Annotated in this window: 22 protein-coding genes; 17 read left to right on the plus strand and 5 right to left on the minus strand. The window is 62.4% G+C overall.

Translation table 11 applies throughout. The annotated features are described in order from the left end of the window. Nucleotides 1–20 precede the first annotated feature (20 nt). On the minus strand, nt 21–1,334 hold the full coding sequence (locus EEB12_RS19405) for a YhgE/Pip domain-containing protein (RefSeq protein WP_141488344.1): 1,314 nt from the start codon (nt 1,332–1,334) through the stop codon (nt 21–23). Nucleotides 1,335–1,505: 171 nt separating this feature from the next. Here EEB12_RS19405 and EEB12_RS19410 point away from each other — a divergent pair, with 171 nt between their 5' ends. The 10 genes from EEB12_RS19410 to EEB12_RS19455 are packed head-to-tail and all read left to right on the plus strand — an operon-like array spanning nt 1,506 to nt 12,091. After that, a complete protein-coding gene (locus EEB12_RS19410; protein ID WP_019745427.1) occupies nt 1,506–2,138 on the plus strand; it encodes a DUF4178 domain-containing protein in 633 nt (210 codons plus the stop codon). After that, nucleotides 2,135–2,635, plus strand: a complete 501-nt coding sequence (locus EEB12_RS19415; protein WP_141488345.1) for a DUF2617 family protein — start codon at nt 2,135–2,137, stop codon at nt 2,633–2,635. Before EEB12_RS19410 ends, EEB12_RS19415 begins: the two co-directional genes overlap by 4 nt. A 26-nt stretch (nt 2,636–2,661) precedes the next feature. Next, nucleotides 2,662–3,039, plus strand: coding sequence for a DUF4247 domain-containing protein (locus EEB12_RS19420; RefSeq protein WP_044480673.1), 378 nt, complete (start codon nt 2,662–2,664; stop codon nt 3,037–3,039). Next, a complete protein-coding gene (locus EEB12_RS19425; RefSeq protein WP_019745424.1) occupies nt 3,036–3,539 on the plus strand; it encodes a DUF350 domain-containing protein in 504 nt (167 codons plus the stop codon). Before EEB12_RS19420 ends, EEB12_RS19425 begins: the two co-directional genes overlap by 4 nt. After that, on the plus strand, nt 3,539–5,113 hold the full coding sequence (locus EEB12_RS19430) for a polyamine aminopropyltransferase (protein ID WP_141488346.1): 1,575 nt from the start codon (nt 3,539–3,541) through the stop codon (nt 5,111–5,113). The genes EEB12_RS19425 and EEB12_RS19430 overlap by 1 nt, the downstream gene beginning before the upstream one ends. A gap of 52 nt (nt 5,114–5,165) precedes the next feature. Continuing rightward, the gene (locus EEB12_RS19435; RefSeq protein WP_141488347.1) at nt 5,166–5,906 is read left to right on the plus strand and encodes an enoyl-CoA hydratase/isomerase family protein; all 741 of its coding nucleotides are present in this window, start codon (nt 5,166–5,168) and stop codon (nt 5,904–5,906) included. Then, complete coding sequence (locus EEB12_RS19440; protein WP_141488348.1) at nt 5,903–7,465, plus strand: acetolactate synthase large subunit; 1,563 nt, start codon at nt 5,903–5,905, stop codon at nt 7,463–7,465. The genes EEB12_RS19435 and EEB12_RS19440 overlap by 4 nt, the downstream gene beginning before the upstream one ends. Before the next feature lie 49 nt (nt 7,466–7,514). Then, on the plus strand, nt 7,515–8,192 hold the full coding sequence (locus EEB12_RS19445) for a GAP family protein (protein WP_019745421.1): 678 nt from the start codon (nt 7,515–7,517) through the stop codon (nt 8,190–8,192). Nucleotides 8,193–8,210: 18 nt separating this feature from the next. Further along, on the plus strand, nt 8,211–10,133 hold the full coding sequence (locus EEB12_RS19450) for an SEC-C domain-containing protein (protein WP_141488349.1): 1,923 nt from the start codon (nt 8,211–8,213) through the stop codon (nt 10,131–10,133). Between the two features lie 35 nt (nt 10,134–10,168). Next, complete coding sequence (locus EEB12_RS19455) at nt 10,169–12,091, plus strand: SEC-C domain-containing protein (RefSeq protein WP_258537232.1); 1,923 nt, start codon at nt 10,169–10,171, stop codon at nt 12,089–12,091. A 36-nt stretch (nt 12,092–12,127) separates the two neighbouring features. Here the strand turns inward: EEB12_RS19455 and EEB12_RS19460 are convergent, their stop codons facing one another. Then, nucleotides 12,128–13,558: a coniferyl aldehyde dehydrogenase gene (locus tag EEB12_RS19460; protein WP_141488350.1), complete on the minus strand. Its 1,431-nt coding sequence runs from the start codon at nt 13,556–13,558 to the stop codon at nt 12,128–12,130. Nucleotides 13,559–13,667: 109 nt separating this feature from the next. On the opposite strand from EEB12_RS19460, the gene EEB12_RS19465 reads away from it, so the two are divergent. The 5 genes from EEB12_RS19465 to EEB12_RS19485 all read left to right on the plus strand — a co-directional run bounded on the left by EEB12_RS19465 (nt 13,668) and on the right by EEB12_RS19485 (nt 19,369). Continuing rightward, nucleotides 13,668–14,465, plus strand: a complete 798-nt coding sequence (locus tag EEB12_RS19465) for an enoyl-CoA hydratase (protein WP_020909231.1) — start codon at nt 13,668–13,670, stop codon at nt 14,463–14,465. A 44-nt stretch (nt 14,466–14,509) separates the two neighbouring features. After that, the gene (locus EEB12_RS19470; RefSeq protein ID WP_069145555.1) at nt 14,510–16,030 is read left to right on the plus strand and encodes an acyl-CoA synthetase; all 1,521 of its coding nucleotides are present in this window, start codon (nt 14,510–14,512) and stop codon (nt 16,028–16,030) included. 120 nt (nt 16,031–16,150) lie between these two features. Then, entirely contained in the window at nt 16,151–17,317 is a 1,167-nt protein-coding gene (locus EEB12_RS19475; RefSeq protein WP_019745415.1) for an acyl-CoA dehydrogenase family protein, read from the plus strand. A gap of 42 nt (nt 17,318–17,359) precedes the next feature. Further along, on the plus strand, nt 17,360–18,100 hold the full coding sequence (gene fabG / locus EEB12_RS19480) for a 3-oxoacyl-ACP reductase FabG (protein WP_029256327.1): 741 nt from the start codon (nt 17,360–17,362) through the stop codon (nt 18,098–18,100). A gap of 72 nt (nt 18,101–18,172) precedes the next feature. Next, nucleotides 18,173–19,369, plus strand: a complete 1,197-nt coding sequence (locus EEB12_RS19485) for a CaiB/BaiF CoA transferase family protein (RefSeq protein WP_141488708.1) — start codon at nt 18,173–18,175, stop codon at nt 19,367–19,369. A 5-nt stretch (nt 19,370–19,374) separates the two neighbouring features. On the opposite strand, the gene EEB12_RS19490 is transcribed toward EEB12_RS19485, so the two are convergent. Then, nucleotides 19,375–20,595: an acetyl-CoA C-acetyltransferase gene (locus EEB12_RS19490; protein WP_141488351.1), complete on the minus strand. Its 1,221-nt coding sequence runs from the start codon at nt 20,593–20,595 to the stop codon at nt 19,375–19,377. A 310-nt stretch (nt 20,596–20,905) separates the two neighbouring features. On the opposite strand from EEB12_RS19490, the gene EEB12_RS19495 reads away from it, so the two are divergent. Next, entirely contained in the window at nt 20,906–22,096 is a 1,191-nt protein-coding gene (locus EEB12_RS19495) for an acyl-CoA dehydrogenase family protein (RefSeq protein WP_019745412.1), read from the plus strand. 78 nt (nt 22,097–22,174) lie between these two features. Here EEB12_RS19495 and EEB12_RS19500 read toward each other — a convergent pair whose 3' ends face one another. Next, nucleotides 22,175–23,845: a chitobiase/beta-hexosaminidase C-terminal domain-containing protein gene (locus tag EEB12_RS19500; RefSeq protein ID WP_141488352.1), complete on the minus strand. Its 1,671-nt coding sequence runs from the start codon at nt 23,843–23,845 to the stop codon at nt 22,175–22,177. A gap of 182 nt (nt 23,846–24,027) precedes the next feature. Here EEB12_RS19500 and EEB12_RS19505 point away from each other — a divergent pair, with 182 nt between their 5' ends. Further along, nucleotides 24,028–24,918: a LysR family transcriptional regulator gene (locus tag EEB12_RS19505; RefSeq protein ID WP_020909225.1), complete on the plus strand. Its 891-nt coding sequence runs from the start codon at nt 24,028–24,030 to the stop codon at nt 24,916–24,918. Here EEB12_RS19505 and EEB12_RS19510 read toward each other — a convergent pair. Beyond that, the gene (locus tag EEB12_RS19510; RefSeq protein ID WP_081341445.1) at nt 24,852–25,796 is read right to left on the minus strand and encodes a LysR family transcriptional regulator; all 945 of its coding nucleotides are present in this window, start codon (nt 25,794–25,796) and stop codon (nt 24,852–24,854) included. The genes EEB12_RS19505 and EEB12_RS19510 overlap by 67 nt on opposite strands. Nucleotides 25,797–25,915 lie beyond the last annotated feature (119 nt).

Consider the following 25,915-nt stretch of genomic DNA (forward strand, 5'->3'; position numbering starts at 1 on the left):
AATCCCGGCTGGGTACCATCTCACGCCACCTTGGGGCGATGGGTGCGTTCGTAGCCCTTGCGGTCGTAGAAACGGGTGGTCACGATGCCGAGTACGACGCCGATCAGTAGACCCACCAACGTCATCCAGACGGCATGCAGCAGCCCTGCCTCACCGCGTGCGCCGAAGAACAGGATCGATCGCGTACCCATGTAGATCTGGTGCATCGGCTCGAATTGCGCCAGCCAGGCATACAACCTGGGGCTGGCTTCGAGGGGGATGGTGCCACCGGACGAGGGCAGCGCGAGAATGACGAACACGAACAGGTTGATCAACATGCCCAACGAGCCGAATGCGGCCATCACCGACATCGCCGTGACGCCGACTGCAGTGATGACCAGCGCGCCGTACTCCCACAATGCAAGCCCGTGAGTGACCGGCATTCCGAGGGCGCGACTGATCCACTGGAACAACGCGGAGACTATGCCGGACAACACGATCATGAACGCCCATTTGACGAGCAGCGTCCGAAACCTGTTGATACCCACAACGTCGTTCTGAACGAAGAGCGGACCGAATTCGGTAGGCGCATATCCGAGCATGCCGTCCACCAAGGAATTGACCACGGTTGCTCCGGTGAATCCCGCAAGGACCAACAGCAGCGCGAAATAGAATGCAACCAAACCGAATCCGGTGCCGTCGGGAAGCGGATCGTGGGCCACCGTGAGTACGTTCACCGGATTTTCGAGCAGCAGGCGGCTCGCTCCTGAGATCTGGGTTCCAGTGCCTCCCGCTTCCAACTGCTGGGTGACCAGGGTGGTGAGTTGCTCGCCCATGTTCTTGTTGACCGAGGCGAGGGCTGTAGTTCCGATCGACTGGACCAGAGATGCGGATACGGAACCTGCACGTGGATTGGTGTAGATCGTGATGATCGGTTGCTCTACGTCACCGGCGACGACGCTGGCCTCCGCCAGGATGATCGTCCTCTTCGTGAAATCACTGGGAATCACGATCGCGCCGTACAGCGTGCCGGCGTTCAACCGAGATTGGGCTTCGGCGATACCGATCTGCTGCAGGTCGATCTTCTGGTGGTCGATTCCGTTTTCGAGGCCGGCGACGATGTCGTTTCCGAAATTCTTCCGGTCGGCGGGGTCGCCGCCGGGGAGGGTGTCGCCTTCGTCCTGGTTGACCAGGGCGATCGGGAACTGGTCCAGGTGTTTCTTGGGGTCGAGTATTCCGCCCATGTACAGCGCTGCCAGCGCCGACATCAAGAGGGTGACCACTATCAACGGCGTCAACCAGAATCGTGGTGTGTGCATGACGGTGCGGGCAGACGGCTCCGGGTTCTTGCTCATCGTCAGTCGACCGGCTTTCTTTCGCGCGGAGTTCCTCGGGCTGAGCGTAAACGCAAAGGTGCGCCGGGGCAGTCTTTCGATCTGCCCGCGGCGCTGGAGACCTGCCCGGCCGGCGGCGGGTCAGCTTGCCGGCAGTCTCATCCGAAAAGGCTGAGAACGGATCGGTAGGGTATGGCCCGCGGCAACCCTGCCGAGACGATTTCGGAGAAACCGTTGACCAACGTGCTGATAGTTGTCCTGATACTCGTAGTGATCGCTGCCGTCGCGTTTGTGGTCCTGCGTGGACGCCAGGGCAAGCCGAATGCTCGCGTGGACCCGCTCGCCGACTATCCCGAGGTGTACGACCCCCACAAGATCGGGGTCGGCGACATCATCACGTACGCGGGTATCGACCACGTTGTTCGAGGGACCATCACGCTCGACGAAGAGGGATACATCTGGCGTGAGCACCTTCTCGACGGGTCGACCGGTCGTCGTTGGCTGACAGTGGAGGACGACGAGGGCGAACTGGAGATGACTCTCTGGATGCGTCGAGAAGGAACCAACCTGGTCCCGAACGGCGACGTCATTCTCGACGACAAGGTTCACCGCAAGATCGAAAGTGGAACGGCGAAGTTCACGGCCGAGGGTACGACGGGTACGGCCCCTTCCGGCTCGATGGAATACGCGGACTACGCGACCGCCGACAAGACCGGGCTGATCGCATTCGAGAAGTGGGCGCGCGGACAGTCGTGGGAGGTTTCCACGGGACGGGCGGTCACCCGCAGCGAACTCACCGTCATCCACTCGGGCCCACCGGAATGAGTCTGTATCGACTCGATGTGGAACCGACCGACGTGAATGCCTCGGCACTGGGGTTGGTGCTGGGAGCTCCCTCGCCGCCGACCCTCGCCGAGTTGGTGATCGAAACTTCCGATGCGACGTTGACACTCGGAGTGCTCGGGGCATCTCACGTGGTGACGGCCCGGGCGTCGGGAAAGGAACTGACCGAGCAGGTTTCGTGCGATGCTCTTGCCGCCGGCGGTGAACCCTTGCCGGCAGTGGAGTCCACGGAAAACTACCGCTTCGAGTCTTCGTCGCTGATCCTGGACCGAGTCGAATTCGATTCGAAAGCTGCATCGTTGAGAGAATCCGCCGGCCAGGACGGTTGGATCTGCGGATCCTTTCCCGGCGACGACACAGCGTTGACCGCGTTGTGTGGCGTGCGAGACCGCCAGGGGTGGAGTTGGCAGAGTTGGCATTTGTACCCGGGGGAGGGGACAGGAGTGATCGTGAAGACGCGCAGTAGGTGGCGACCGTGAGGGGGCGGACATGGTTGGCTCCGGTGATGGTGGCAGCCGCAATTATGTTGTCGGCGTGCGGTGGTGGAGCCAAAGACTTCATCGCGGACAACTATTCCAAGACGTCCCAGGATGGCGACGTCGTGTTGTACTCGTCGAAAGATCCAGTGGGCACGACCGTCTCACGGATTGTCGACGCGGACGAACCAGCGGCGCGAAGTGCTGACGGCGGCAACGAATACCTGCGCTACGACGATGACATCGTCACTGTCAGTTCGGCTTCGGGCGGCGGCAGCACCATCAAGGTAGAGGACATCGACGGCACGTATCGCAGCGGCGGATACGCGTACCTGGGACCGGGCTTCAACCCGGGATCCCCGGCGGGTGGAAGTAGTGGCAGCGGCGGCTCGGGTAGTGCCAAATGACGGTAGTGCTCAATGAGAAGGAGAACGGCGTGACGAACATCTTTGCATCCACTTCCGTCGAGATCGGAACGGTGGATCCGGCATTGCTCGTCGGGGGCGTTCTCGGCACCCTCGCCTACTTCGTCGTCGGCGTAGCGGTTCTGGCGACGGGATTCCTGGTCCTCGACCTTATGACACCCGGAAATCTCCGCCACCAGGTTTACGTCGACAAGAACCCGAACGCTGCGATTCTGTTGGCTTCCAACCATCTTGCGCTGGCGATCATCGTGGTGACGGCAATCCTGACCAGTTCGGACGGCTTTGCCCAGGGACTCGCCGACTCCGCGGTGTACGGACTGTTCGCGATCGTGTTGCAAGCGATCGCGCTGCGTTTGATGAACGCATTCCTTCCCGGCAAGTTGGTTGCACTGGTGCAGGATCCGAAGATGTGCGGCGCCGCGTGGGCGGTGGGTGTGAGCTTGTTGTCCATCGGTTTGGTGAACGCCGCAGCGCTCACCTGATGGTTGCCGCTGATCGCGATCTGAAAGTTGCCGAGCGTTCGACGATGCTCGGCTCACGCGCACGCGTGCTTCTCCTTGCGGCTGTTGCCGCGTGCGCGGCGTGCGGCCTGATCTACGAGCTGGCCCTGTTGACGCTCAGCGTGAGTCTGACCGGCGGCGGCATCACCCAGACGTCGTTGATCGTCGCGGGATTTGTTGCGGCGCTGGGTATCGGAGCGCTGGCCGCCAAACCGCTGTTGGGGCATGCGGCCATCTCGTTTGTGACCGTCGAAATCCTGCTCGGGCTGATCGGCGGATTCAGTGCCGTCACGCTGTACGTGACCTTCACGTTCTTCGGTTCCAGCGCAGCAGTTCTGGTGGCTGCGACCGCGCTGATCGGTATCCTCGTGGGTGCCGAAGTGCCTCTGCTGATGACGCTGTTGCAGTCCGGTCGCAGCGACAACGACGCACAGAGCACCGGAAAGGTATTGGCCAACCTCAATGCAGCCGACTATCTCGGCGCGCTGATCGGCGGCCTCCTGTGGCCGTTCGTATTGTTGCCGTGGGCGGGCATGATTCGCGGTGCCGCACTCACCGGCATGATCAATCTCGTGGCTGCGGCAGTTGTTGCGCTGATACTTCTTCGGTGGCAGCTCAGCCTGCGTGCACGATTGATCGCCGTCGTCGCAATGCTGTTGGCGGCGAGCTTGATCGGGTGGCTGCTGATCGCGGCCTCGGACATCGAGACCACGTCGAGGCAGCGGCTCTACACCGATCCCGTGGTGGCCGCCGAGCGATCGGTGTACCAGGAAATCGTCGTCACCGAGCGGGGAAACGACGTGCGACTGTTCCTCGACGGAGACCTGCAGTTCTCCAGTGTCGACGAGCATCGGTATACCGAGTCGCTGGTGTATCCGGCCCTGGTCAACGACCCGCGGCGCGTGCTGATTCTGGGCGGAGGTGACGGCCTCGCTGCACGAGAAGTGCTGCGAATGAACAGCGTCGAGCAGATAGTTCAGGTGGAACTCGATCCGGCAGTCATCGAGTTGGCCAACACGCGTCTTCGTGATCTGAACGCGGGAGCACTCGAGGATCCACGGGTGGACGTCGTACTCGACGACGCGTTTCGGTGGTTGCGCGAGCGTCCGGATCCAGGCTTCGATGCGGTCATCGTCGACCTCCCGGATCCTGACACCCCCGCACTTGGCCGCTTGTATTCGATGGAGTTCTACGGACTTGCCGCTGCCGCGATGAATCCGGGCGGGCTGATGGTCGTCCAGTCCGGCAGTCCGTACTCGACACCGGATGCGTACTGGAGAACGGTGTCGACGGTATCGGCTGTCGGACTGAGCGTCTCGCCCTATCACGTTTTCGTGCCGAGCTTCGGTGACTGGGGATACGTGCTCGCGCAAAGAGGTTCCACGCCGCCCGAGCTTCGTCTGCCCGCTGATGTGCCGAACCTGCGGTTCCTCGACGAGCCCACCCTGGCGTCGGCCTCGGTGTTTCCTCGCGATCGCCCGAGGCGGGAGTTGGAGCCGTCAACACTCGACCGGCCGCGCATCGTCGACGATATGCGCAAGGGCTATGAACGCTGAACTCCCGACCGAGTAGCTTGAATCGAGACTCTCGGCCACGACGGAGGTACGGATGACTGTTCGGATCGAGGAGCACGCACCGGGAGTCCGGTTGCTCACGATGGACCGCCAGGAGAGGCGCAACGCGCTCGACGCGAAGACTTACCGCGAGCTCACGAACGCGATCCTGGAGTCTGACGACGATGACGCAGTGCGGGTTTCGGTGCTGACGGGCGCCGGTGGTGTCTTCACCAGCGGCAACGACATCGGAAGTTTCCAGGACACTGCCGGGAAAGACGGCGGCGAGGCCAAAGACCTGCTGATCGCACTCGTCACCGCACGCAAACCGATTGTCGCAGCGGTCGAAGGGTTTGCAGTCGGAATCGGCACCACGATGTTGTTGCACTGCGACTTGGCATTCGCGGGGCGAGATACACGATTCCGATTGCCGTTCGTTCCGCTCGGGCTCTCGCCCGAGGGCGGATCGAGTTACCTGTTGCCGCAGATCGCGGGGCTCAAGCGGGCAACGGAACTACTGATGCTCGGAGAAATGTTCGGGGCGGAGGAGGCTGCCGAAGCCGGCCTGATCAATCGCGTTGTGGAGGCCGAGACCGCGCTCGACGTGGCATTGGAGCGCGCGGTGCGCATTGCAGACTCCCCGGCTGAATCGGTGACGCTGACGAAGATGCTCCTCCGCCGCCCACATCTCGATGCCCTGCTGGAAACCATCGACGTGGAGTCGGATCATTTCGCGAGACGGCGGCGATCCGACGAAGCGCAAGAAGCCTTCGCAGCTTTCATGAAGAAGAGGTGACCGAAATGAATGGTGCACAATCGCTTATCCAGAGCTTGGTCGACTCGGGTGTCGAGGTGTGCTTCGGCAATCCCGGAACGTCCGAGATGCATTTTGTTGCCGCACTCGATTCCGTTCCCCAGATGCGTGCGGTACTCGGCTTGTTCGAGGGCGCCGTCACCGGTGCCGCGGACGGGTACGCGCGTATCGCCGGAAAGCCTGCCGCGACGCTGCTTCACCTCGGCCCCGGAATGACGAACGGACTGGCGAACCTTCACAACGCGCGCCGCGCCCACACCCCCATCGTGAACATCGTCGGGGACCACGCGACCTACCACCACGGTTTCGACGCTCCACTCGAATCGAATATCGACGCGCTGACCGAGTGGCTGGAGGGATGGAGTCGACGTTCCGACTCCACCGCGACCGTCGGTAGCGATGCGGCCGACGCCGTTGCCGCCTCCATGGATCCGCCCGGACGCATTGCCACACTTGTCCTCCCCGCCGACGTCTCGTGGAGCGAAGGTGGAGTTCTTGCGGGTCCTCGAGACATACCGGGGCGGGCGGAAGTAACTGCAGCACAGATCGACTCGGTGGTAGGCGCGCTCAATGCCGAGGGGCGCGCCACGCTACTGCTGGGCGGCGCAGCGTGTTCCGAAGCCGGACTGCGCGCCGCTTCCCGAATTGCAGTCGCGACCGGTGCACAGATTCTGGTCGAGACCTTTCCGGCCAGGCTTCAACGCGGTGCGGGACTACCGTCATTCGAGCGCTTGGGATACTTCGCCGAGCACGCCACCGAACAACTTCGCGGAACAACTCAGCTCGTCCTGGCCGGCGCGGTTTCGCCGGTCTCGTTCTTTGCGTATCCCGGAAAACCGAGCGATCTGGTCCCGGACGGCGCCGCGGTGACAACGCTGGCGAATGTCAGCGACGACGTTGTCGGCGCGTTGGAAGCAGTGGCGGAACTCGTGGCACCCGGAGTGGAACCCGTTCTGCAGGAGGCAAATCGGCCGTCGCTGCCGAGTGGGCCTCTCGACGTGCGAAATTGGGCCGACGTGATCGGGGCCCTGCTGCCGGACGACGCCATCATCTCCGACGAGGCGGCCACTTCCGGTTGGGCGATCCCGATTGCCCTTGCCGGAGCGCCGCGCCACGACGTGCTCACGCTCACCGGAGGTGCCATCGGCCAGGGCATTCCGGTGGCGACGGGAGCCGCTGTGGCAGCGCCGGAGCGGCCGGTGATCAATCTCGAAGCCGACGGAAGCGCGATGTACACCATCACGGCGTTGTGGACGCAGGCGCGAGAACAGTTGAACGTCACGACGATTCTGCTCAACAATCGCGCGTACGCCATTCTGCGTGGCGAACTGCAACGAGTCGGCGCAGAAGGTGGCGGCGTCGTCGCACAGTCGATGTTGGATCTGTCGTCTCCGAACATGGACTACGTCAAGATCTCCGAGGGGTTGGGAGTGCCCGCGTCGCGGGCGAACACAGCGGAGGAGTTGGCCGAACAGTTTGCCGCAGCGCTGGCGGAACCCGGCCCGCATCTCATCGAGGTCATGCTGCCTCCGCCGTCGTGATTTCGACCTCGAATCGATCGTCGATCGTGCATTCAACTGGAGGTTTTCGGTGCTAGCTGCGATCGGTCTGTCTCTTCCGATTGCCCTCGGCTTGCTTTTCGTCTCGATGCCCATGGCGGTGATCGTGCTCGTCATGATCACCGCTGGAGCACATCGAGGGGCGGCATCTTTTCTACTCGGGTGGGTCCTCGGAATCTCGGCAGTCGTTGCGGTGACGATCGTGATCGCGGACTATTCGTTTGCGGAGTCGGAGTCGTCGCAGACTTCGGTGTGGTCGAGCGTCGTACGAATCGTGTTGGGGCTCGTTCTGTTCGGATTGGCGTACAAGCAGTGGCGAGCGCGTCCGAGGGACGGAAGTGATCCGACAGTTCCGAAGTGGATGAAGAGCATCGACGGGTTGACTCCGCGGAAGGCGTTCGGGTTGGCGTTCTTGTCCGCGGCGGTCAATCCCAAAAATGCAGCGCTGGCGGTATCCGGTGCGGCCACTATCGCGGTCGCCACGAATGTTGTTGCCCAACAGATTGTTGCCGCGGTGATCTTCACGGTCATCGCGAGCGTCGGCATCGCGTCGCCGATCCTGGTCAAGGTGTTCTCCGGCAAGCGAGCCGACGAGATCCTCGCATCAGCGAAGTCATGGATGACCGCGAACAACGCAGTGATGATGACGGTCATCCTGGCAATCCTCGGTGCGACCGTGCTGGGCGAGGGGCTCAGTGGACTGCAATAAGTCGCCTACCATTGGCGGGTGACTGATTTCGACGACGAAACCGCTGGTTCCGACGCTGCTGGTTCCATTGCCTCCGCTGCTTTGGCTGTTCTGCGCGAGCAAGGCCCGCTGAGTCTCGAAGAGTGGGCGACCCATCTCGAGGAGTACGGAACTGCGACCGAGTTGGCCGACGTGCTCGAGTATCTGTCCGAACCGATGCTCGGGTACCTGCCCAACGGAAAGTACGTCGCCCTCGACACGGTCCTCGAAGGGCTCGTGTTCAGTCACCGGCTAAGTGAGCTCGAGATTGCGTCCGACATCCTCGACGCGAGCCCCGACCTGGAGCCGATCTTGGCATTCGGCGACGGCGACGGCGACGGCGAGGACGGGGCGATCCGGGTGGCCCTGGCGGAAGAAGCGGCCGTGGAACGTGGAGCTGCTCCCTTCCGGAGTCGACGAGTTGTGGTTCTTCCAGCCGGAACCCTCGGCGAGTGCGCCGACGGTGATCTCATCGGCCTGGCAGTCGAAGACGGAAGACTTGCGTTTCGTCTGGTCGAGATCGAGGACGAACCCGATCTTGCTCCGGCGCTCGGCGAACTCTTCGAGGAGGACGGAGTCGAGGCCCTGGATTCGGTGTGCTGGCAACTCCTGCTCGAGGATCCGTCTCTCTTCACGGTTCCTGTTGCGCCGCTGGGTGAGATCTTCGAGGCGGCAGGTTACGAGCACGAGCGTGAACTACTGGCTCGGCGGGGATTCGACTTCGATGCCTACGACCTGCAGATTCGGACAGCTTTGGTCGCCAGTACCTACGACCTGACCCACGACGAGGCCGTCGCTGCTGTTGCATTTGTAGATCTGGCGGACCGCGGATACACCGATGCCGTCATCGCCGACTTCGACATCGTGGACTGGGCTCGCCGTCACGTCAGCGCCGCCCCGGACTTCTTTGTCTCACTGGCAGATCCGGGTGCTGCAGTGGCCGTGTTCGATCTCGGATTTCGGAATCAGGACCCGGTGACCGACGCAATCCTCGAAGCGCTTGCGTCCGAACTGGCCGAGCGAGGGCCACGGTCGGTCAGGGCGGCGGCTCATTGGCTCGCCGGTAAGGCCGTCGATCGGCTGGGGCGCGTCCTCGAAGCGGAGGCGCACTACGAGAAAGCGCTCCTTGCCGAATCCGGTTGGGGTCCGGCCTTGTTCGAGCTGGCTCAGTTCGCGTCGGACCGCGGCGACGCGACCCGGGCGCTGTCACTACTCGGGCGGATCGACGGCGGAAGTGAAGAGAATCTCTACGCCGTACTGCAGGACTTCGTCCCAGTCGATCACCCGGAACTCGGGCGAAACGACAAGTGTTGGTGCGGTTCCGGCCGCAAGTACAAGGTCTGCCACCTCGGAAAGGCCGATGAATCGGTCAAGGCAGATGGTCGCTGGTTGTACAAGAAGGCGTGCCTGTTTGCGTTTGCCTCCGAATTCGTCGACGTCGTGACCGGGCTCGACGATCTCGAAAACGCGAATCTCTCCGAGGACGAACTGATCGCCGCCACGATCTTCGACGGCTCGGCACTGGACGTGGCTCTGTTCGAGGGTGGGATCTTTGCCGACTTCCTGGCCAGACGCAGCGAACTACTTCCCGAGGCGGAAGTAGTGACAGCCGCACAGTGGCTCGGGGTCCGGAGGTCGGTGTACGAGGTGATCGAAACTTCCGACACCGGCGTCGTGCTGCTCGATCGTGTGTCCGAGGAAACCGTCACCGTTGGTCACCCGGTCGAAGGAAAGCCCGGCGACCTGATCAGTGCCAGGCTCCTGACGGCCCCCACTGGTGCGCTTGCGGTGGGCGTTGTCGTCATGTCCTCGGAATCGCAGGCTGCGAGGGTACTCGAGGTTCTCGCTTCCGAGGAACTCGACGCCGAAGAACTGGTCCGCGAGTCGCGTGGAGGCGCCGATCACTCGACCGATGACCGGTGACGATGTATCGAGTCGACCCCGTTAAAGTTGGATAGGTGAACGAACCGATGGATGCCAATGACTTGATCGCCGAAGCCGCGATGGAGTTGTTGCGTGAGCACGGCCCGCAGACAGCGGCGGACTGGGGCACCCTGTTGGCCGATGCCGGCCACGGTACAGCCGACGACATGGCCGAATTCGTCGAGTACGTCGAGGACCCACTGCTCGGCTACTTGAGTGAGGAGCGGTACGCCGCACTCGACACGTTGTTCGAGCATCGAGTGCTGACCCATCGGCTCACCGAAGCCGAAATAAAGTCCGGCGTTCTCGACGCGAACCCTGATCTGATGATGCTGCGGGTGTTCCTCGATCGTGACGACGACGAGATTCATGGCATCAGCGTCGTGCACCGCGGGATCGACGACGACCTGTTGGCTGATCGTGGGATCGAAGATCCGGAGTTCCCGCACGACGAGGGTTTTCTCCTCGACACCGATACTCTCGCCGAATGTTCTGCGGGCGATTTGATCGGACTGTTCGTCGCTGACCGTGAGCTGACGCTCTGCACCATCCCCGAGGTACTGGATCCCGCACCCGGATTCGGCGAGAGTCTGGGGACGGTCCTCGCAGACACCGGTGCTGACACCCTCGATGCCATTGTCTGGCAATTGATGCTCGACGAGCCGTCGCTGTTCCGTCAGCCCACCGCACCGCTGGGCGAAATGCTCGAGGCGGCAGGTTACGTCCGCGACGGTGATTACGTTGCGGTCGACGGATTCGATTTCGAGGCATACCACCTGGCGAACCGAGCCCGCATGCTCGAGGTTCGGGAGAACCTGCACCCGGAAGAAGCCGCCTCGGTGATTGCCTTCGTCGATGTGGTCATGGCCGCGAAAGCCGAAGCCGTCGAGGATGTCTCGGACTGGGCGCGCAAGCAGATCAAGGAGGATCCGCAGACCTTCGCCGGCATCGCCGAGCCGCCCGCGGCTGCGGCAGCGTTGGAGCTGTTGTCCGAACTCGACGATCATGATTCCGTATTGCATTCTGTTGCAACTGCTCTCGCCGAGACAGGGTCGCGTCGTGTCAAGCCGGCAGCGCATTGGCTGGCAGGCAAGGCTTCGGATCGTCTCGGCAAGATCCTTGTCGCTGAGGCGTCGTACGAAACGGCGCACGATCTCGATCCCGACTGGACTCCCGCGATCTTCGATCTGGCACTGCTGGCGGCCGATCGCAGCGACGTGACCCGCGCGCTGGCACTTCTCGGCCGGATCGAGGGTGGCGAGTCCGAGGTTCTGCACGAGGTTCTTCAGCGCTATGCCCCGGCCGAGCACCCCGAACTCGGCCGAAATGACAAGTGCTGGTGCGGTTCCGGTCGGAAGTTCAAGGTCTGCCATCTGGGCAAGTCCGAGGTGACGTTCGATGATCGGGCCAACTGGCTCTACGTCAAGGCTCAGTTGTTCTCGCGCACACCGGAGTACTTCGACGCCGTGTTCGATCTTGCGCTCATCCGTGCCGAGCAGTTCAACAGCGAAGAAGCACTGACGTTGGCCGTCGAAGGCGGATTGGCCGTCGACGCTGCCTTGTTCGATGCGGGTATTTTCGCGGCATTTGTCGAGCGGCGCGGAGAACTGTTGCCTGCCGACGAACGCGAACTGGCCGATCAGTGGTTGTCGATTCCGCGCTCGGTGTACAAGGTCGCCTCGACGGAGCCGGGACAGTTGGTGACCCTCAGCGACGTCCGCAACGGGCATCTGGTGAAGGTCACGGACGAGTGGGGCTCAGTCAATCTCGAGCCGGGCACGCTCGTCTGTGCACGCGTTCTCCCCGCCGGCTCCACGATGCGCACCTTCGGTGGCATCGAACCGCTTGCAGCAGAGGACAAGAGGGAACTGATCCAACTGATCGAGTCGGTGGATACCGAACCCGGTCAGCTGGTGGAGTTCCTCAGCCGCGGCCTTGCCGGTGCGCCTTTCCGGTAGCGTGCACTACCAAAAAGGCGCACGGGGCCGGAGGCCTCAGGGCGTGACCTGAGCCAGCATCATCTGCTCGAAACTCTCACCGTACGGCGGGAGCATTCCCCATTCACCGCGCGGGTCATGCTGCGCTGCTTCGAATACCGTTCGGGCGTGACTGAACTCGAGGAAACCCTCGCGGCCGTGGTAGTGCCCGATACCCGAAGCGCCGACGCCGCCGAAGGGTGCGTCGCTCAGCCCTGGGTGTGACATCGCGTCGTTGATGGTGACGCCGCCCGAGACGGTGCGTTCGAGTACGGATTCCTTCTCGTCCAGGTCGGTTCCGAAGTAATACAGCGCCAACGGTTTCGGCCGTGAATTGATGTCGGCGACGACGCTGTCGAGTTGGTCGTACGGCAGGATCACGACGGCCGGTCCGAAGATCTCCTCCTTCATGATCTGCGCGTCGGTCGGAGGGTCGACCACGATTCGCAGTGGGCGGCGACGAGTGTCTGCGGAGAGTTCTTCGTCGGGAACCGTGATGATTCGTGCCCCACGCTCTTCCGCGTCCGCGATGTACCCCTCGATGCGTGCGAGGTGACGATCGCTGACTATCGAGACCATGTCTTTGTTGTCGGCGATCGTGGGGAACAGTCCGGTGAACTGATCGGTGAACGCGTCGATGAACGCTTCTGTGTTCTCGCGCGGGACGTAGATCAGGTCGGGAGAGACGCAGAGTTGGCCGGCATTGGTCGACTTCGCGATGGCCAAACGTGATGCAGCAGAGCTGATATCGGCACTGCGGCTCAAGACGCTCGGTGACTTGCCGCCGAGTTCGAGGGTGACCGGCACCAGGTTCTTCGCAGCATTGGCCATGACCAGCTTTCCGACGGTTGTGCTGCCGGTGAAGACGAGGTGGTCGAAAGGCAGCGACGTCAGCAGATCAGCGACCTCCGGTCCACCTGTCACCACCGCGACCTCCACGGGGTCGAGCGTTCGACGCGCCGCCTCGGCCAGGACCGCCGCAGTGTTCGGCACGATCTCCGACGGTTTGAGAACGGCGCGATTTCCCGCTCCGAGGGCGCAGGCGAGCGGGCTCAGGAGAGTGAAAAGGGGAGCATTCCAGGTTCCGATGATGCCGATCGAACCCTTCGGCTGGTACGACACGTACGCCGTGGCACCCAGCGGATCCTGCATAGCCCCGGTGGCTCTCGGTGAGCGAATCATCCACTCTTCGAGTGAATCACGAACGTGCTTGAGTGAAACCATGGATCCCAGAACATCATTCATCACCGAGTAGGCCGGGATTCGGCCGCCGAAGTCTTCGTTGATCGCTTCGGTCAGATCCTTGTGGTTTGCCACCAGAAGATCGACGACGCGTTGGATGCGCTCGCGTCGTGTCTGCGCGGACGGAAGACCAGCGGCGCGAGTTGCTTCCTGCTGGGCCCGCAGAATCTCTTCGAGATCGGTGGTGACGGCGGCATCGGTGCTCATGGGCACTCCTCGTAGTGGCGAAGTATTGACCGGACCGTATCGACGCGGCGCGAACAGATGCCCCTTTCGTCTCGTTGACCGGGACGGATTCGATTGGTAGAGAGAACACATGTCGCAGACACAGGTAGAAAACACTGCAGTGAAGATTTCCGTCGAGGAGTCGGTGGGACTCGGATTCCTGACGCTCGATCGGCCGGCGCGGCGCAATCCGCTCTCGGCGGAGACCATGCGCGAGGTGACGGCTGCCCTTCTCGAATTGTCTGCAGACGAGCGCGTGCGGGTCGTGATCGTGCGCGCCGAAGGCCCGGTGTTCTCCGCCGGCCACGATCTGACGGAGATGATCGGGAGAACCCTCGAAGACGAGCGGGCGATCTTCGACGGCTGTACCGAGATGATGGAGACCGTACAGCGGATTCCGCAGCCGGTGATTGCCGCAGTACAGGGCCCGGCTATCGCGGCGGGCTGCCAACTGGCCGCGTCGTGTGATCTGGTTGTTGCTGCGTCGAACGCTGTCTTCGGTACTCCCGGCGTCAAGATCGGACTGTTCTGCTCGACGCCCATGGTGGCCCTGAGCAGGGCAGTAGGGCGCAAGCGCTCGATGCAGATGTTGCTCACCGGGCAGACGATCGACGCCGACACCGCTGCGGACTGGGGTCTGGTGAACTTCGTCGTCGCGCCCGAAGACCTGGACCGAGAGGTGCGCGAACTGGCCGGCAAGATCACGACGGCCAGCCCCCTGACGGTGAAGATCGGTAAGCAAGCGTTTTATCACCAGATCGATCTGCCGCAAGCCCAGGCGTACGAGGCGATGGCAAAAACGATGGCAACCAATGCCGTGACCTGCGACGCTCAAGAAGGTATGCAAGCTTTTGTGGACAAGCGAAAGCCTGAATGGCGCAATAAGTAACGATCGCTCTTCCGGATTAGTTGGACGTCCTATAACCTGAGCGAATGAGCCTGGATCCACGCACCAACACCGTCGACGGAGTGCTTCGGCGCTCGGCAGCCAAGTACCCCGACCGCGTAGCCGTCGTCTTCGAAGATCGCACTCGCACCTACCGCGAACTCGACGACGCGGTGACGCGGGTCGCGGCCCACTTGCTCGGTCTGGGCCTCGAACACGGCGACCGCGTCGCGGCATACGGAACCAACTCCGACGCCTATGCAATCGGATTCCTTGCCTGTGCGCGAGCAGGTTTGGTGCATGTTCCGGTCAATTACGCACTCAAGGGGGAGGAACTCCGGTACCTCGTGGCGCAGTCAGGCGCCCGCGCGGTGTTGGTGGATCCGGCATTGGCGTCGACGCTCGACTCGGTTCGCTCCGACCTCGATCTCGACCACGTGATCGCACTGCGGGACGCGGAACTGTCGGTGGTCACGATCGGCGAGGCCGGCGAGGTGCCTGTTTTCGAACCGCGTGCGACGTCGACGGATCTGGCGCAACTGCTGTACACCTCGGGCACCACCTCGAAGCCCAAGGGCGCCATGATGTCTCATAGCGCACTGGTTCACGAGTACGTGTCCTCGGTGATCGCGCTCGGGCTCGACAAGAACGACAACCCGCTGATCTGCATGCCGATGTACCACTCCGCGGGCATGCACGTCTTCATGCTGCCGTACCTGTCCGTCGGTGCGACGGTCAGTCTGATGCAGGCGCCGGACATCCCGGAGATCCTGCGCCGCGTCGAAGCAGAAAAGATCGGATCGCTGTTCCTGGCCCCGACCGTGTGGGTACCGTTGGCCAACCATCCGGACCTCGAGACCCGCGATCTGTCTTCGCTCAAGAAGGCGCAGTACGGCGCCTCGATCATGCCGGTCACGGTGCTCAATCGTCTGCGTGAGCGTTACCCGGACATCGGCTTCTACAACTGCTTCGGCCAGTCCGAAATCGGTCCGCTGGCAACAGTTCTCCAGCCCGGCGAGCATGCGGATCGTCCGTCTTCTTGCGGGCGAGCGGTGTTCTTCGTCGAAACCCGTGTCGTCGACGCCGACGGAAACGACGTTGCCGACGGTGAGTCCGGTGAGGTTCTCTACCGCTCACCGCAGCTGTGCAACGGCTACTGGGAAAATCCGGAAGCCACCGCCGACGCCTTCCGCGACGGCTGGTTCCATTCGGGCGATCTTGTCGTGCGGGACGAAGAAGGGTTCATCACGGTCGTCGACCGAATCAAGGACGTCATCAACACCGGCGGCATCTTGGTGGCGTCGCGCGAGGTCGAAGATGCGGTCTACACACACCCGGCTGTGGCAGAAGTTGCCGTGATCGGTACGCCCGACGAGAAGTGGATCGAGGCCGTCACCGCGATCGTCGTGCTCAAGGACGGCAACGACGAGTTGACGCCTGAGGCGTTGATTGCCCACGTCAAGGAGCGAATTGCCCCGTTCAAGGTCCCCAAGCACGTGCGTTTCGTGGCCGAACTCCCGCGAAATCAGAGCGGAAAGCTGCTCAAGCGGGAACTGCGCACCGTCTGACACCTGCTATAGGTTCTGCCTTACCTTCGGTTCGTTTTCAGGTCTTTGACTCCGATTGCCTCACGGTATTGACTTCGGAGGACGGCATGGACTTCGGAAACAGCAAGGTGAGTGGTGGGAATGCAGGTCGATGCAGATGACTTCGCAGATATCTTGGCGACTGCGCGGGAGTTCATCCGTAAGGAAGTAGTTCCGCGTGAGCAGGAGATTGCCGACACCGACGCCATTCCTGAGGACATACGCAAGAAGGCCGCAGCCATCGGGCTGTTCGGCTACGCGATTCCTCAGGAATGGGGTGGGCTCGGACTCGATCTCACCCAAGACGTCGAACTGGCAATGGAATTCGGCTACACGTCCCTGGCGCTGCGTTCGATGTTCGGTACCAACAACGGAATTGCCGGGCAGGTGCTGGTCGGCTTCGGTACCGACGAGCAGAAGGCTCAGTGGCTAGAGCGCATCGCCTCCGGCGACGTCGTGGCTTCCTTTGCTCTCACCGAACCCGGCGCGGGCTCAAACCCGGCCGGCCTTCGGACCAAGGCCGTTCTGGACGGATCCGAATGGGTGATCGACGGCAACAAGCGGTTCATCACCAATGCTCCACTGGCACAGCTGTTCGTGGTGTTCGCGCGCACTCGCCCGGCGGATTCCGATGGTCCGGGAATTGCAGTCTTCCTGGTTCCTGCTGACACGCCAGGAGTCACAGTTGGTCCCAAGGACAAGAAGATGGGTCAGGAAGGTGCCTGGACCTCCGAGGTCACCTTCGACAACGTCCGGGTTCCCGAGTCGGCCCTCGTCGGTGGCGACCAGGACACCGGATACCGCGCAGCGATGACGTCTCTCGCGCGCGGACGAGTCCATATCGCGGCGCTCTCGGTGGGAGCAGCACAGCGAGCGCTCGACGAATCTGTCGCGTTCTCCGTGGTCACGGAACAGGGCGGCACCGCTATCGGTGACTTCCAGCTGGTTCAAGCGATGCTGGCTGACCAGCAGGCCGGTGTCATGGCCGGGCGTGCGATGGTGCGTGAGGTGGCTGCGCGGTACGTCAGCGGTGAGGATCGACGTCTCGGCCCCTCGGCGGCAAAGCTTTTCTGCACCGAGATGGTGGGCAAGGTCGCGGATCTCGCCGTGCAGATCCACGGTGGCAACGGGTACATGCGCGGTGTGCCGGTCGAACGCATCTACCGTGAAGTTCGCCTGTTGCGCCTGTACGAGGGAACCAGCGAGATCCAGCGACTGATTCTCGGCGGTGGGCTCGTGGCGCAAGCGAAAAAGCAAAACCAGCGCTGACACCTTTACCTGACGAGCTTTAACCTCACGAACGGAGTGGACATGGGATTGTTGGACGGCAAGGTTGCGGTAGTGACCGGCGGAGCGCAGGGCATCGGGCTCGAAATTGCGCGCACCTTCATCAAGGAAGGTGCGACCGTCGTTCTCGGCGACATCAACGAAACCGTCGGAACGGCTGCGGTCGCCGAACTCGGTGGAGAGTCGGTCGCCCGTTTCGCTTCCTGCGACGTGCGTGATTCCGGACAGGTCGAGGCCATGCTCGATCTGGCCGAAAGTGCTTTCGGTCCAGTCGATGTCATGGTCAACAACGCCGGCATGACGCGCGACGCCACGATGCGGAAGATGACCGAGCAGGACTTCGACGACGTGATCGCCGTTCACCTCAAGGGCGCCTGGAACGGAACACGCGCTGCCGCAGCCCGCATGCGCGAGCGTGAGACGGGCGCAATCGTGAACATCTCGTCGATCTCCGGCAAGGTGGGCATGCTCGGGCAGACCAACTACTCGGCCGCCAAGGCCGGCATCGTCGGTCTGACGAAGGCCGCGGCAAAGGAGGTCGCGTTCAAGAATGTTCGCGTCAACGCCGTTCAGCCCGGACTTGTCCGCACGGCGATGACCGAGGCAATGCCCGAACGGATCTGGAACGAGAAGCTTGCCGAGATCCCGATGGGGCGTGCGGCCGAGCCCTCGGAGGTTGCTTCGGTTGTACTGTTCCTCGCGAGCGAACTCTCGAGCTACATGACGGGCACGGTTCTCGAGATCACCGGCGGCCGCCACATCTGACCCGTCCTGTTCGAGTGCAAGAATTCAGAGTGTAAAACTTCTGGGTGTAAAACTTCTGGGGTGACTACTGACATGGGACAGCCGAACTCGGATCTTCCGCTCGACGGAATCGCCGTGGTTGCACTCGAACAGGCGGTGGCGGCACCGCTCGCCACCAGGCATCTCGCGGACATGGGTGCGCGGGTGATCAAGATAGAACGCGTCGGCGAGGGCGATTTTGCGCGTCACTACGACCGGGCGGTTCATGGTCAGGCGTCACACTTCGTGTGGCTCAACCGTTCCAAGGAATCGATCGCTGTCGACGTGAAGTCGGAATCCGGCCGGCAAATCGTTCTCGATCTTGTCGCGCGAGCCGATGTGTTCCTACAGAATCTGGCACCTGACGCAGCTGCGCGACTGGGGTTCGGCGCGGAGGAACTGCGCGAGAAATTCCCACAGCTCATCGTGATCGACATGTCCGGATACGGCAGTGCCGGCCCACGGCGTGAGCGCAAGGCGTACGACATGCTGGTCCAAGCCGAGACCGGAATGATCTCCGTGACAGGCACACCGGAGACGGCCACCAAGACGGGTATCCCGGTCTCGGACATCGCCGCTGGAATGTACGCGCTGACTTCGATTCTGAGCGCCCTGTTCCGTAGAGAGCGAACGGGTAAGGGAGCGCTCGTCGAGGTCTCGATGTTCGATTCCACCGTCGAGTGGCTCGGGCATCCGATGTACATGAAAATGTATGCAGGAAAGCAGATTCCGCGGGTCGGGCTCGGCCATGCGGCGATCGTTCCCTACGATTCGTATCCCACGGCCGACGGCGAGATCCTGATCGGCGTCCAGAACGATCGTGGATGGCGTGCACTGATGGTGGACGTGTTCGAGCGAGAGGATCTGGTCGACCATCCGCGCTTTTCCACCAACATCGTGCGCGTCGAAAATCGCGGCGAGGTAGACGAATTGGTGGGTTCCCTGACTCGTCTGTATTCGACGGCAGATCTGGATCAACGCCTTGCCGCCGCCGGTGTCCCGGCCGCTGCACTCAACGACATGGCAGGTCTACTGGAACATCCGCAGTTGGAGAAGCGTGCCAGGTGGAGGTCCGTGGGCACCGAAAACGGACCGATCGATGCCGTGCTGCCTCCGATGACGTACTCGGACGTCGAAATGCGCATGGGTGACGTTCCGGCCCTCGGCCAGCAGACGGATTCTCTACTGGCCGAGTTGGGGCGTACGGGTGACCAGATCGCGGACCTTCGCCGCGACGGATCGATCGGTTAACGCTTCTAGCGTCGCAGGTTCTCGAACACCGCTGCAATCCCTTGTCCGCCACCGATACACATGGTCTCGATCCCGTACCGTCCCTGGCGCCGGTCGAGTTCGCGCAGCAGATTGGCGAGGATCCGCCCACCGGTGGCACCGACAGGATGTCCGAGCGAGATCCCGGAACCGTTGACGTTGAAGCGCTCCTCGATGTCCTGCGCGCTCAATCCCCAGGCCTTGGCGCACGCGAGAACCTGTGCGGCGAATGCCTCGTTGACTTCGATGAGGTCGATGTCGTCGAGCGACAGATCGACACGGGAGAGAGCTTTCGCCACGGCAGGCACCGGTCCGATACCCATTCGGTTCGGCTCCACACCCGCCACACCCCCGCTGACCAGTTTCGCGAACGGTCGCAGGCCAAGGCGTTCGGCGTTGGCCGCAGTGGTGACGATGGCCGCGGCTCCGGCGTCGTTCTGGCCGCAGGCGTTTCCGGCGGTGACTGTGGCTTCGGGGTCGACTCGACCTCGAATGGGGCGCAGTGCAGCAAGATCGGACAGCTGAATCCCTCGGCGTGGATGCTCGTCGCGAGTGACGACTGTCTGCTCACCACGGCGCCCGCGCACCGAAACGGGAATGGTCTCGTCGTCGAAATACCCGCTGTCCTGGGCATGAACGGCCCGTTCGTGCGATCGCACCGCGTATCGGTCCTGCTCGTCGCGGGTGATCGAGTACTCCCGGCGCAAGTTCTCGGCGGTCTCGATCATGCCGCCTTCGACCGGGAAGTTGACTCCGCCGGAGTTCGTGCGCGGTTTGGCCAATCGGTCGTGGAACTCGACCGAAGGGCGCTTTGTGCCCCAACGCATATCGGTGGAGTAGAACTCGGTTCCGCTCATGCTCTCGGCGCCGCCGGCGATGACCAGATCACTCATCCCGGTCTGTACCTGCATCGCGGCGTAGATGATCGCCTGCAATCCCGAACCGCAACGGCGATCGAGTTGTATTCCGGGAACGGACACGTCCAGACCGGCGTCGAGTGCCGCGATTCGCCCGATGGCCGCGGCCTCTCCGTTGGCGTAACCCTGACCGAAGATGACGTCGTCGACATCGGTGGACGCAATGCCGGTTCGTTCGACGAGGCCACGCACAACAGTGCTGGCGAGAGTGGTGACGGGAACGTCCTTGAAGACTCCGCCGAATCCGCCCACCGGGGTGCGAACGGGTTCACAGATGACTGCGTCGTGCATGGAATGCGCCTGTCTCGAGGAGAGGTGGGGAATGCGTCGCGTGAACGGGCCGATCGAAGGGCCCCATCGCGACCTGGCCACTCGAATATCCAGCACGCGTGGCGCGGTTGTCAACAGCAGGAACGACCTGTTCGGACATAGTTTCCGCCATACGGTTCGTATGCGAAATCGACTTTGACACATATACCGTTCGGGGATTGAATGGATGCAGCGTCTCTGCCGCACACATGTCGCGGTGGGGTGAAAGTTCCTGGAGTCGAATCAGTTTCGTCGACAGGAGAGCACGAAGTACCGACAGACAGGTGGAACAGTGACTCGTTTGGCGCAGACGGCGGGATTGACCGAGACCCAGAGCGACATCGTCGGGGCGGTACGCGAGTTCGTCGATCGTGTGGTCATCCCCGCGGCGCAGGAGCTCGAACACTCCGATACGTACCCGACCGACATCGTCAAGCAGATGAAGGACATGGGTCTGTTCGGACTGACCATCGACCCCGAGTACGGGGGTATCGGCGAATCATTGCTCACCTACGCGCTGTGCGTCGAAGAGCTGGCCCGTGGATGGATGAGCGTGTCCGGCGTCATCAACACGCATTTCATCGTGGCTCACATGATCTCCGCGCACGGGACGCCGGAACAGAAGGCGAAGTACCTGCCACGTCTGGCGTCCGGGGAACTCACCGGCGCATTTTCCATGTCGGAACCGGCCCTGGGTTCCGATGTTGCTGCCATATCGACCAAGGCGAAGCGTACGGAGTCCGGCGATTACGTGATCACCGGCCAGAAGATGTGGCTGACCAACGGTGGTTCGTCGACGTTGGTGGCAGTCCTCGTCAAGACGGACGAGGGCGCGGAGAAGCCGCACAACAATCTGACGACGATATTGATCGAGAAGCCCGCAGGTTTCGGCGAGGTACTCCCGGGCCTGACCATTCCGGGCAAGCTCGAGAAGATGGGCTACAAGGGAATCGACACCACGGAGATGATTTTCGACGGCTTCGAGATCGGAGCCGAAGAGGTTCTCGGTGGCACTCCCGGCTTGGGATTTCGGCACATGATGGACGGCGTCGAGGTCGGCCGGGTCAACGTCGCCGCGCGTGCGTGCGGAATCGCCCAGCGCGCTTTCGAACTGGCTGTCACCTACGCCAAGCAGCGCGAGACGTTCGGCAAGCCGATCGCCGAGCATCAGGCCATCGCGTTCCGGATCGCCGAAATGGGCACCAAAGTCGAAGCGGCACATCTGATGATGGTCAACGCAGCCAGGCTCAAGGACTCGGGTGAGCGCAACGACGTCGCAGCGGGTATGGCGAAGTATCTGGCGAGTGAATTCTGCTCGGAGGTCACGCAGGACAGTTTCCGTATCCATGGTGGATACGGCTACTCCAAGGAATACGAGATCGAGCGGTTGATGCGTGAGGCGCCGTTCCTTCTGATCGGAGAAGGCACCAGCGACATCCAGAAGCAGATCATCAGCAAGGGCTTGTTGCGCACCTACAACTGAACCGACAAGCGGCACCGCGAACATGCGCGGTGCCGTTTTGTCGTGTCGGATCAGCGGGTGGACGTCAGTGGGTAAATATCAGCGGGTGAAGGCCAAGGTCGTCACCGGTGACCGATTGCCGTATGCGTCAACGGCTTCGACGCGGGCTTCGTATGCGGTGCCCGCTGCGGCATCGGGAATCGGAATGTCGAGGCTGTTCGGCCGCGGCATGAAGTAGAAGTCCGAGAGCACCTTCGACGAGACCACCTTCGCTCCGGTGGCTGTGTCCGTGACCTCGACGGCGTAGTGGTGCACCATCTGATCGTCCTTGGCCTGCGCGATCCTCAGTGCGGTCGCACCGTTTTCGCCGGTCGTCACCGAGAGCGGAGTGCTCGAGGTTAACTCCGGCGCGTGTGTGTTCCGTGCGCCCGAGGTGTAGCGGAAGTTGTCCTTGATCTGCTGGTTGGTCGACCCGTCGAGTTCGACCGTCCAACCCGAGCCGCTCAGCGTGCCCGCGCTCGAGTACGGCGGCTGCCAGTTGGCTGACCACGCACCTCCGGTGTAGATGTCGTGCTTGTCTGCCGCCATGTTGATGCGGTTGATTTCCGTGCGGTCCTGGTAGACCTCCACGAAGAGAGCTTGGGCAGTGGGTGATTCGAAACGGTTCGCGAGACCGGACTCGGTCACCATCTGGTAGCCGTGATCGATTTCGATGTAGGACATCGAGCCGTCGTTGACCGCCGTGAAGTCGCGTTGATGGATCGACCGGTCGTCGTTGTTGTTCAGGTGCGAGTGCCCGGAGAAGAAGATTGCCTGAGGGAAGGCGCTCAAGTCTTCGGTCAGTCGAGGGTTCGACGCCTGCTGGCCGTCCATGGCTGTGTTGCTTGCCGGTCGGTGTCCCTGGACCAGGATCGGCTTGGTCAGGTTCCCGGACTCCGCGGTGATTTCGGTCAGGCGGGACTTCAGCCAATTACGTTGCGCTGAATCATTGTTGTATGTCTCGGTGTTGACCGTGAAGAGATGGACACCGCTGACATCGGATTCGTAGTATCCGCCACCGGAATCCGGGAACCACTCCGCCGGATATCCGGCTCTGATTGCCGCGAGACTTGCATCGTGATTGCCGTTGGAGATCAGGAGTTGTGTGTCGTTCATGCCCTTCCTGGCGAGGTTTGCCTGGAAGATTTCTGCGACGATCTTGTGGTCAGGCCCCTTGCCGTCTCCGTTGTCGTTGATCATGTCGCCGTTGGAGAGGATCGCGTCGGGTTTCGGGAAGATGGAACCGATTGTGTCGAAAAAGCTTTCGTACTTCTTGTCGTTGTTCGCGTGGTCGCCGACGTGGACGTCGGACATTACGACGACCTGAGCCAGCGGCTTCTCCGAGGTCTTGATCAGGTAGCCGAACGAGACGGCCGCGCTCGCGTGATCGCCGCGGAAAGCGGCGACAGTGACGTTGGTGTCCTGTGCGATCTGCAGCGGACGTCCCGGTGTGGCAGCTTGGCTGTCGGTGGTGGGTGTCGTTCCGTCCAAGGTGTAGCGGACAGTGGCGCCGCGCTCGGCGGTGAAGGTCAGATCGACAGGGTGCTCGTACCGTCCGCCGGGGACGCTGACGCCGGGCGCTGCGGGCGGCGTGTTGTTCTCGCCCGAAGAGCTACCCCATTCGAAGGACGAACTGCCCCAGCTGGGTTCGGCTTGGGATTCGGCGGGGGCGATGCCGGGAACGGCGAGAGCCGCGGTCACGGCTGCTATCGCGATGGTCGTACGTCTCACGAGGATTCCTTTGTCTTCGACGCGGTGGTTCAGACCCATCCGTAATTGGTCTGGACCAATTACGCTAGGTGGCGCCGGGTAGAAAAAGGTGTGTCCTGTATGTCCGACTAGTGAAGCGTGCATGAACACCGTCTGCGCTTGCCGGCGGTACTGTCGGCTGCGCTTATGGCAAAGTCGATGGCGTGGACCTACGTCAGATCGAGTACTTCCTTGCCGTTGCCGGTGGGGAGTCCTTGTCGACGGCTGCGCAGAATCTGTCGGTCACCAAGCCGTCGCTGTCGCAGGGTATTCGTGGTCTCGAGCGTGAACTCGGAGTCGAACTGTTTCACCGTGTCGGTCGCGGTTTGGTTCTGACGGCGGCAGGTCGGGCGTTGGTAGGGCCGGCGAGGCAGATGATGCGCAGCAGTGCGGCCGCATTCAATGTCGCGACCGGGACGGCCGACGAGCCTCGTGGGCGGCTCGACATCTGCTCCGCGGCACATGGTCTCGAAGGTCCGATCGCACGCATCGTGGCGGACTTTCGTGAGCGGTGGCCTGCTGTGACCGTTCGGGTCGGTGAACTGCCGCAGGGCGCAACGTCTGAGCAGGTGTTGGCAGACGGCGCATGTGAGGTGGTCTTCAGCTATTGGCCACCCGACATGTCGGCGCTGTCCACGAAAGTGATCGGGGTGAACGAATACTGGCTGGCAGTGCCGTCGGGGGTTCATCCTGACGTCTGGCCGAATGGTGTGAAACCCGCTGCGGGAGTGCCGGTGTCATTGACGGCATTGCCCGATCTCCCCGTGGTGGGTGTGCTCAAACACTCGCGGGCTCGGCTTGCCATCGAGTCGTCTCTGCAGGCCGCCGGGGCCCGGACTCGGATGTCGACGGAGTTGGCGCAGCGGGAGACCGTCGGCGCGTTCGTCTTTGCGGGTTTGGGTATGGCATTCATGGAGCGTTCGTTGGCCGAGAGATCGGTCGCGTCCGGCGCGGAGATATTTCCGGTGGAGCCCGCGATCTCACTGAATTACGGCATCGAGTTCGATCCGGAGACGCTCTCGCCGTTGGGCAGGCTGTTCGTGGACGGCTTGTGACGTGTGGAGACGTTCTCGATGTACGCAGACCCGGCCGGCGAGAGCGGGCCGTCGCGGTAGACCAAGATCGTCTGCCGCGTGATCGGCGGGAAAAGCGAGCGAACCTCAGATGCTGGGGAGTCTTGTTCGGCGATCGATCTGGGCAGCAGCGCGGCGCCTACACCTTGCCCGACCATTTCCCGGACGGCAAGGCGATCAGGTACTTCCACGACGACGTTGGTGAGCTCCAGATCGCCGTCGATCGAACGCCCGCGCCGAAATGTCGATGCCTCGACCACCATCGGCAGGCGCGCAACCACGGCGCGCGGAACCGGATCGGGTAGGTCTGTGGCCAGGCGAACGGGGATCGACAAGACCGTTTCCTGGGTACTCACGGCAATTTCTCGAAGCCCGTCGGAGACATCGGTACCCGGGTGGGTCTCGAGAAACCCGAGTTCACACGTGCCCGCTCTGACCAGCGCGCGCACGTCCTGTGCGTTCGGGACGGCGTTCGTGGAGAACCGAATGCCGGGCGCCGTCAGATGGAGGCGTCCCGCGACCTCTGCGACAGGGTCGATGGCAAGATCGGACTGAACGGCTATGGCGAGTTCGCCGGCGCGCAAAGCGGTTACTGCGGCCACCGCGGCTTCGGCCCGAGCAACGTCGGCGAGCAACGCACGTGCAGAATCGGTAATCGCCAGTCCGACTGTGGTGGGAGCCAGACCGCGAGTGGTGCGCTCGAAGAGTGTGGCTCCGAGTGCTCGTTCGAGGTTGCGTACGGCCTGCGAGAGTGACGGTTGCGAGATACGCAGGACGTCCGCGGCGGCGGTGACGCTGCCGTGATCGACGACGGCGACGAGATACTGCGCGCTGCGTATGTCCATCCCGGGTGCCTGCATCTGACAAATTCTCGCAGATGACGACGCCTTGGCGCCTGCGACTTGCTGCGACCTGCAGACATAGGTCTCAGCTATGGCTCTGTGCGCCTTCTCGTCTTTGTGGCGCAGGCCATAGCGAT

This window comes from Rhodococcus sp. WS1 (genome assembly GCF_003797745.1).
GTDB lineage: Bacteria > Actinomycetota > Actinomycetes > Mycobacteriales > Mycobacteriaceae > Rhodococcus_F > Rhodococcus_F erythropolis.

Coding starts and splice junctions, on each gene's coding strand:
- EEB12_RS19405 (WP_141488344.1), bottom strand. CDS start 1,334: ATGAGCAAGAACCCGGAGCCGTCTGCCCGCACCGTCATGCACACACCA.
- EEB12_RS19410 (WP_019745427.1), top strand. CDS start 1,506: ATGGCCCGCGGCAACCCTGCCGAGACGATTTCGGAGAAACCGTTGACC.
- EEB12_RS19415 (WP_141488345.1), top strand. CDS start 2,135: ATGAGTCTGTATCGACTCGATGTGGAACCGACCGACGTGAATGCCTCG.
- EEB12_RS19420 (WP_044480673.1), top strand. CDS start 2,662: ATGGTGGCAGCCGCAATTATGTTGTCGGCGTGCGGTGGTGGAGCCAAA.
- EEB12_RS19425 (WP_019745424.1), top strand. CDS start 3,036: ATGACGGTAGTGCTCAATGAGAAGGAGAACGGCGTGACGAACATCTTT.
- EEB12_RS19430 (WP_141488346.1), top strand. CDS start 3,539: ATGGTTGCCGCTGATCGCGATCTGAAAGTTGCCGAGCGTTCGACGATG.
- EEB12_RS19435 (WP_141488347.1), top strand. CDS start 5,166: ATGACTGTTCGGATCGAGGAGCACGCACCGGGAGTCCGGTTGCTCACG.
- EEB12_RS19460 (WP_141488350.1), bottom strand. CDS start 13,558: ATGAGCACCGATGCCGCCGTCACCACCGATCTCGAAGAGATTCTGCGG.
- EEB12_RS19465 (WP_020909231.1), top strand. CDS start 13,668: ATGTCGCAGACACAGGTAGAAAACACTGCAGTGAAGATTTCCGTCGAG.
- EEB12_RS19470 (WP_069145555.1), top strand. CDS start 14,510: ATGAGCCTGGATCCACGCACCAACACCGTCGACGGAGTGCTTCGGCGC.
- EEB12_RS19475 (WP_019745415.1), top strand. CDS start 16,151: ATGCAGGTCGATGCAGATGACTTCGCAGATATCTTGGCGACTGCGCGG.
- fabG (WP_029256327.1), top strand. CDS start 17,360: ATGGGATTGTTGGACGGCAAGGTTGCGGTAGTGACCGGCGGAGCGCAG.
- EEB12_RS19485 (WP_141488708.1), top strand. CDS start 18,173: ATGGGACAGCCGAACTCGGATCTTCCGCTCGACGGAATCGCCGTGGTT.
- EEB12_RS19490 (WP_141488351.1), bottom strand. CDS start 20,595: ATGCACGACGCAGTCATCTGTGAACCCGTTCGCACCCCGGTGGGCGGA.
- EEB12_RS19510 (WP_081341445.1), bottom strand. CDS start 25,796: ATGCAGGCACCCGGGATGGACATACGCAGCGCGCAGTATCTCGTCGCC.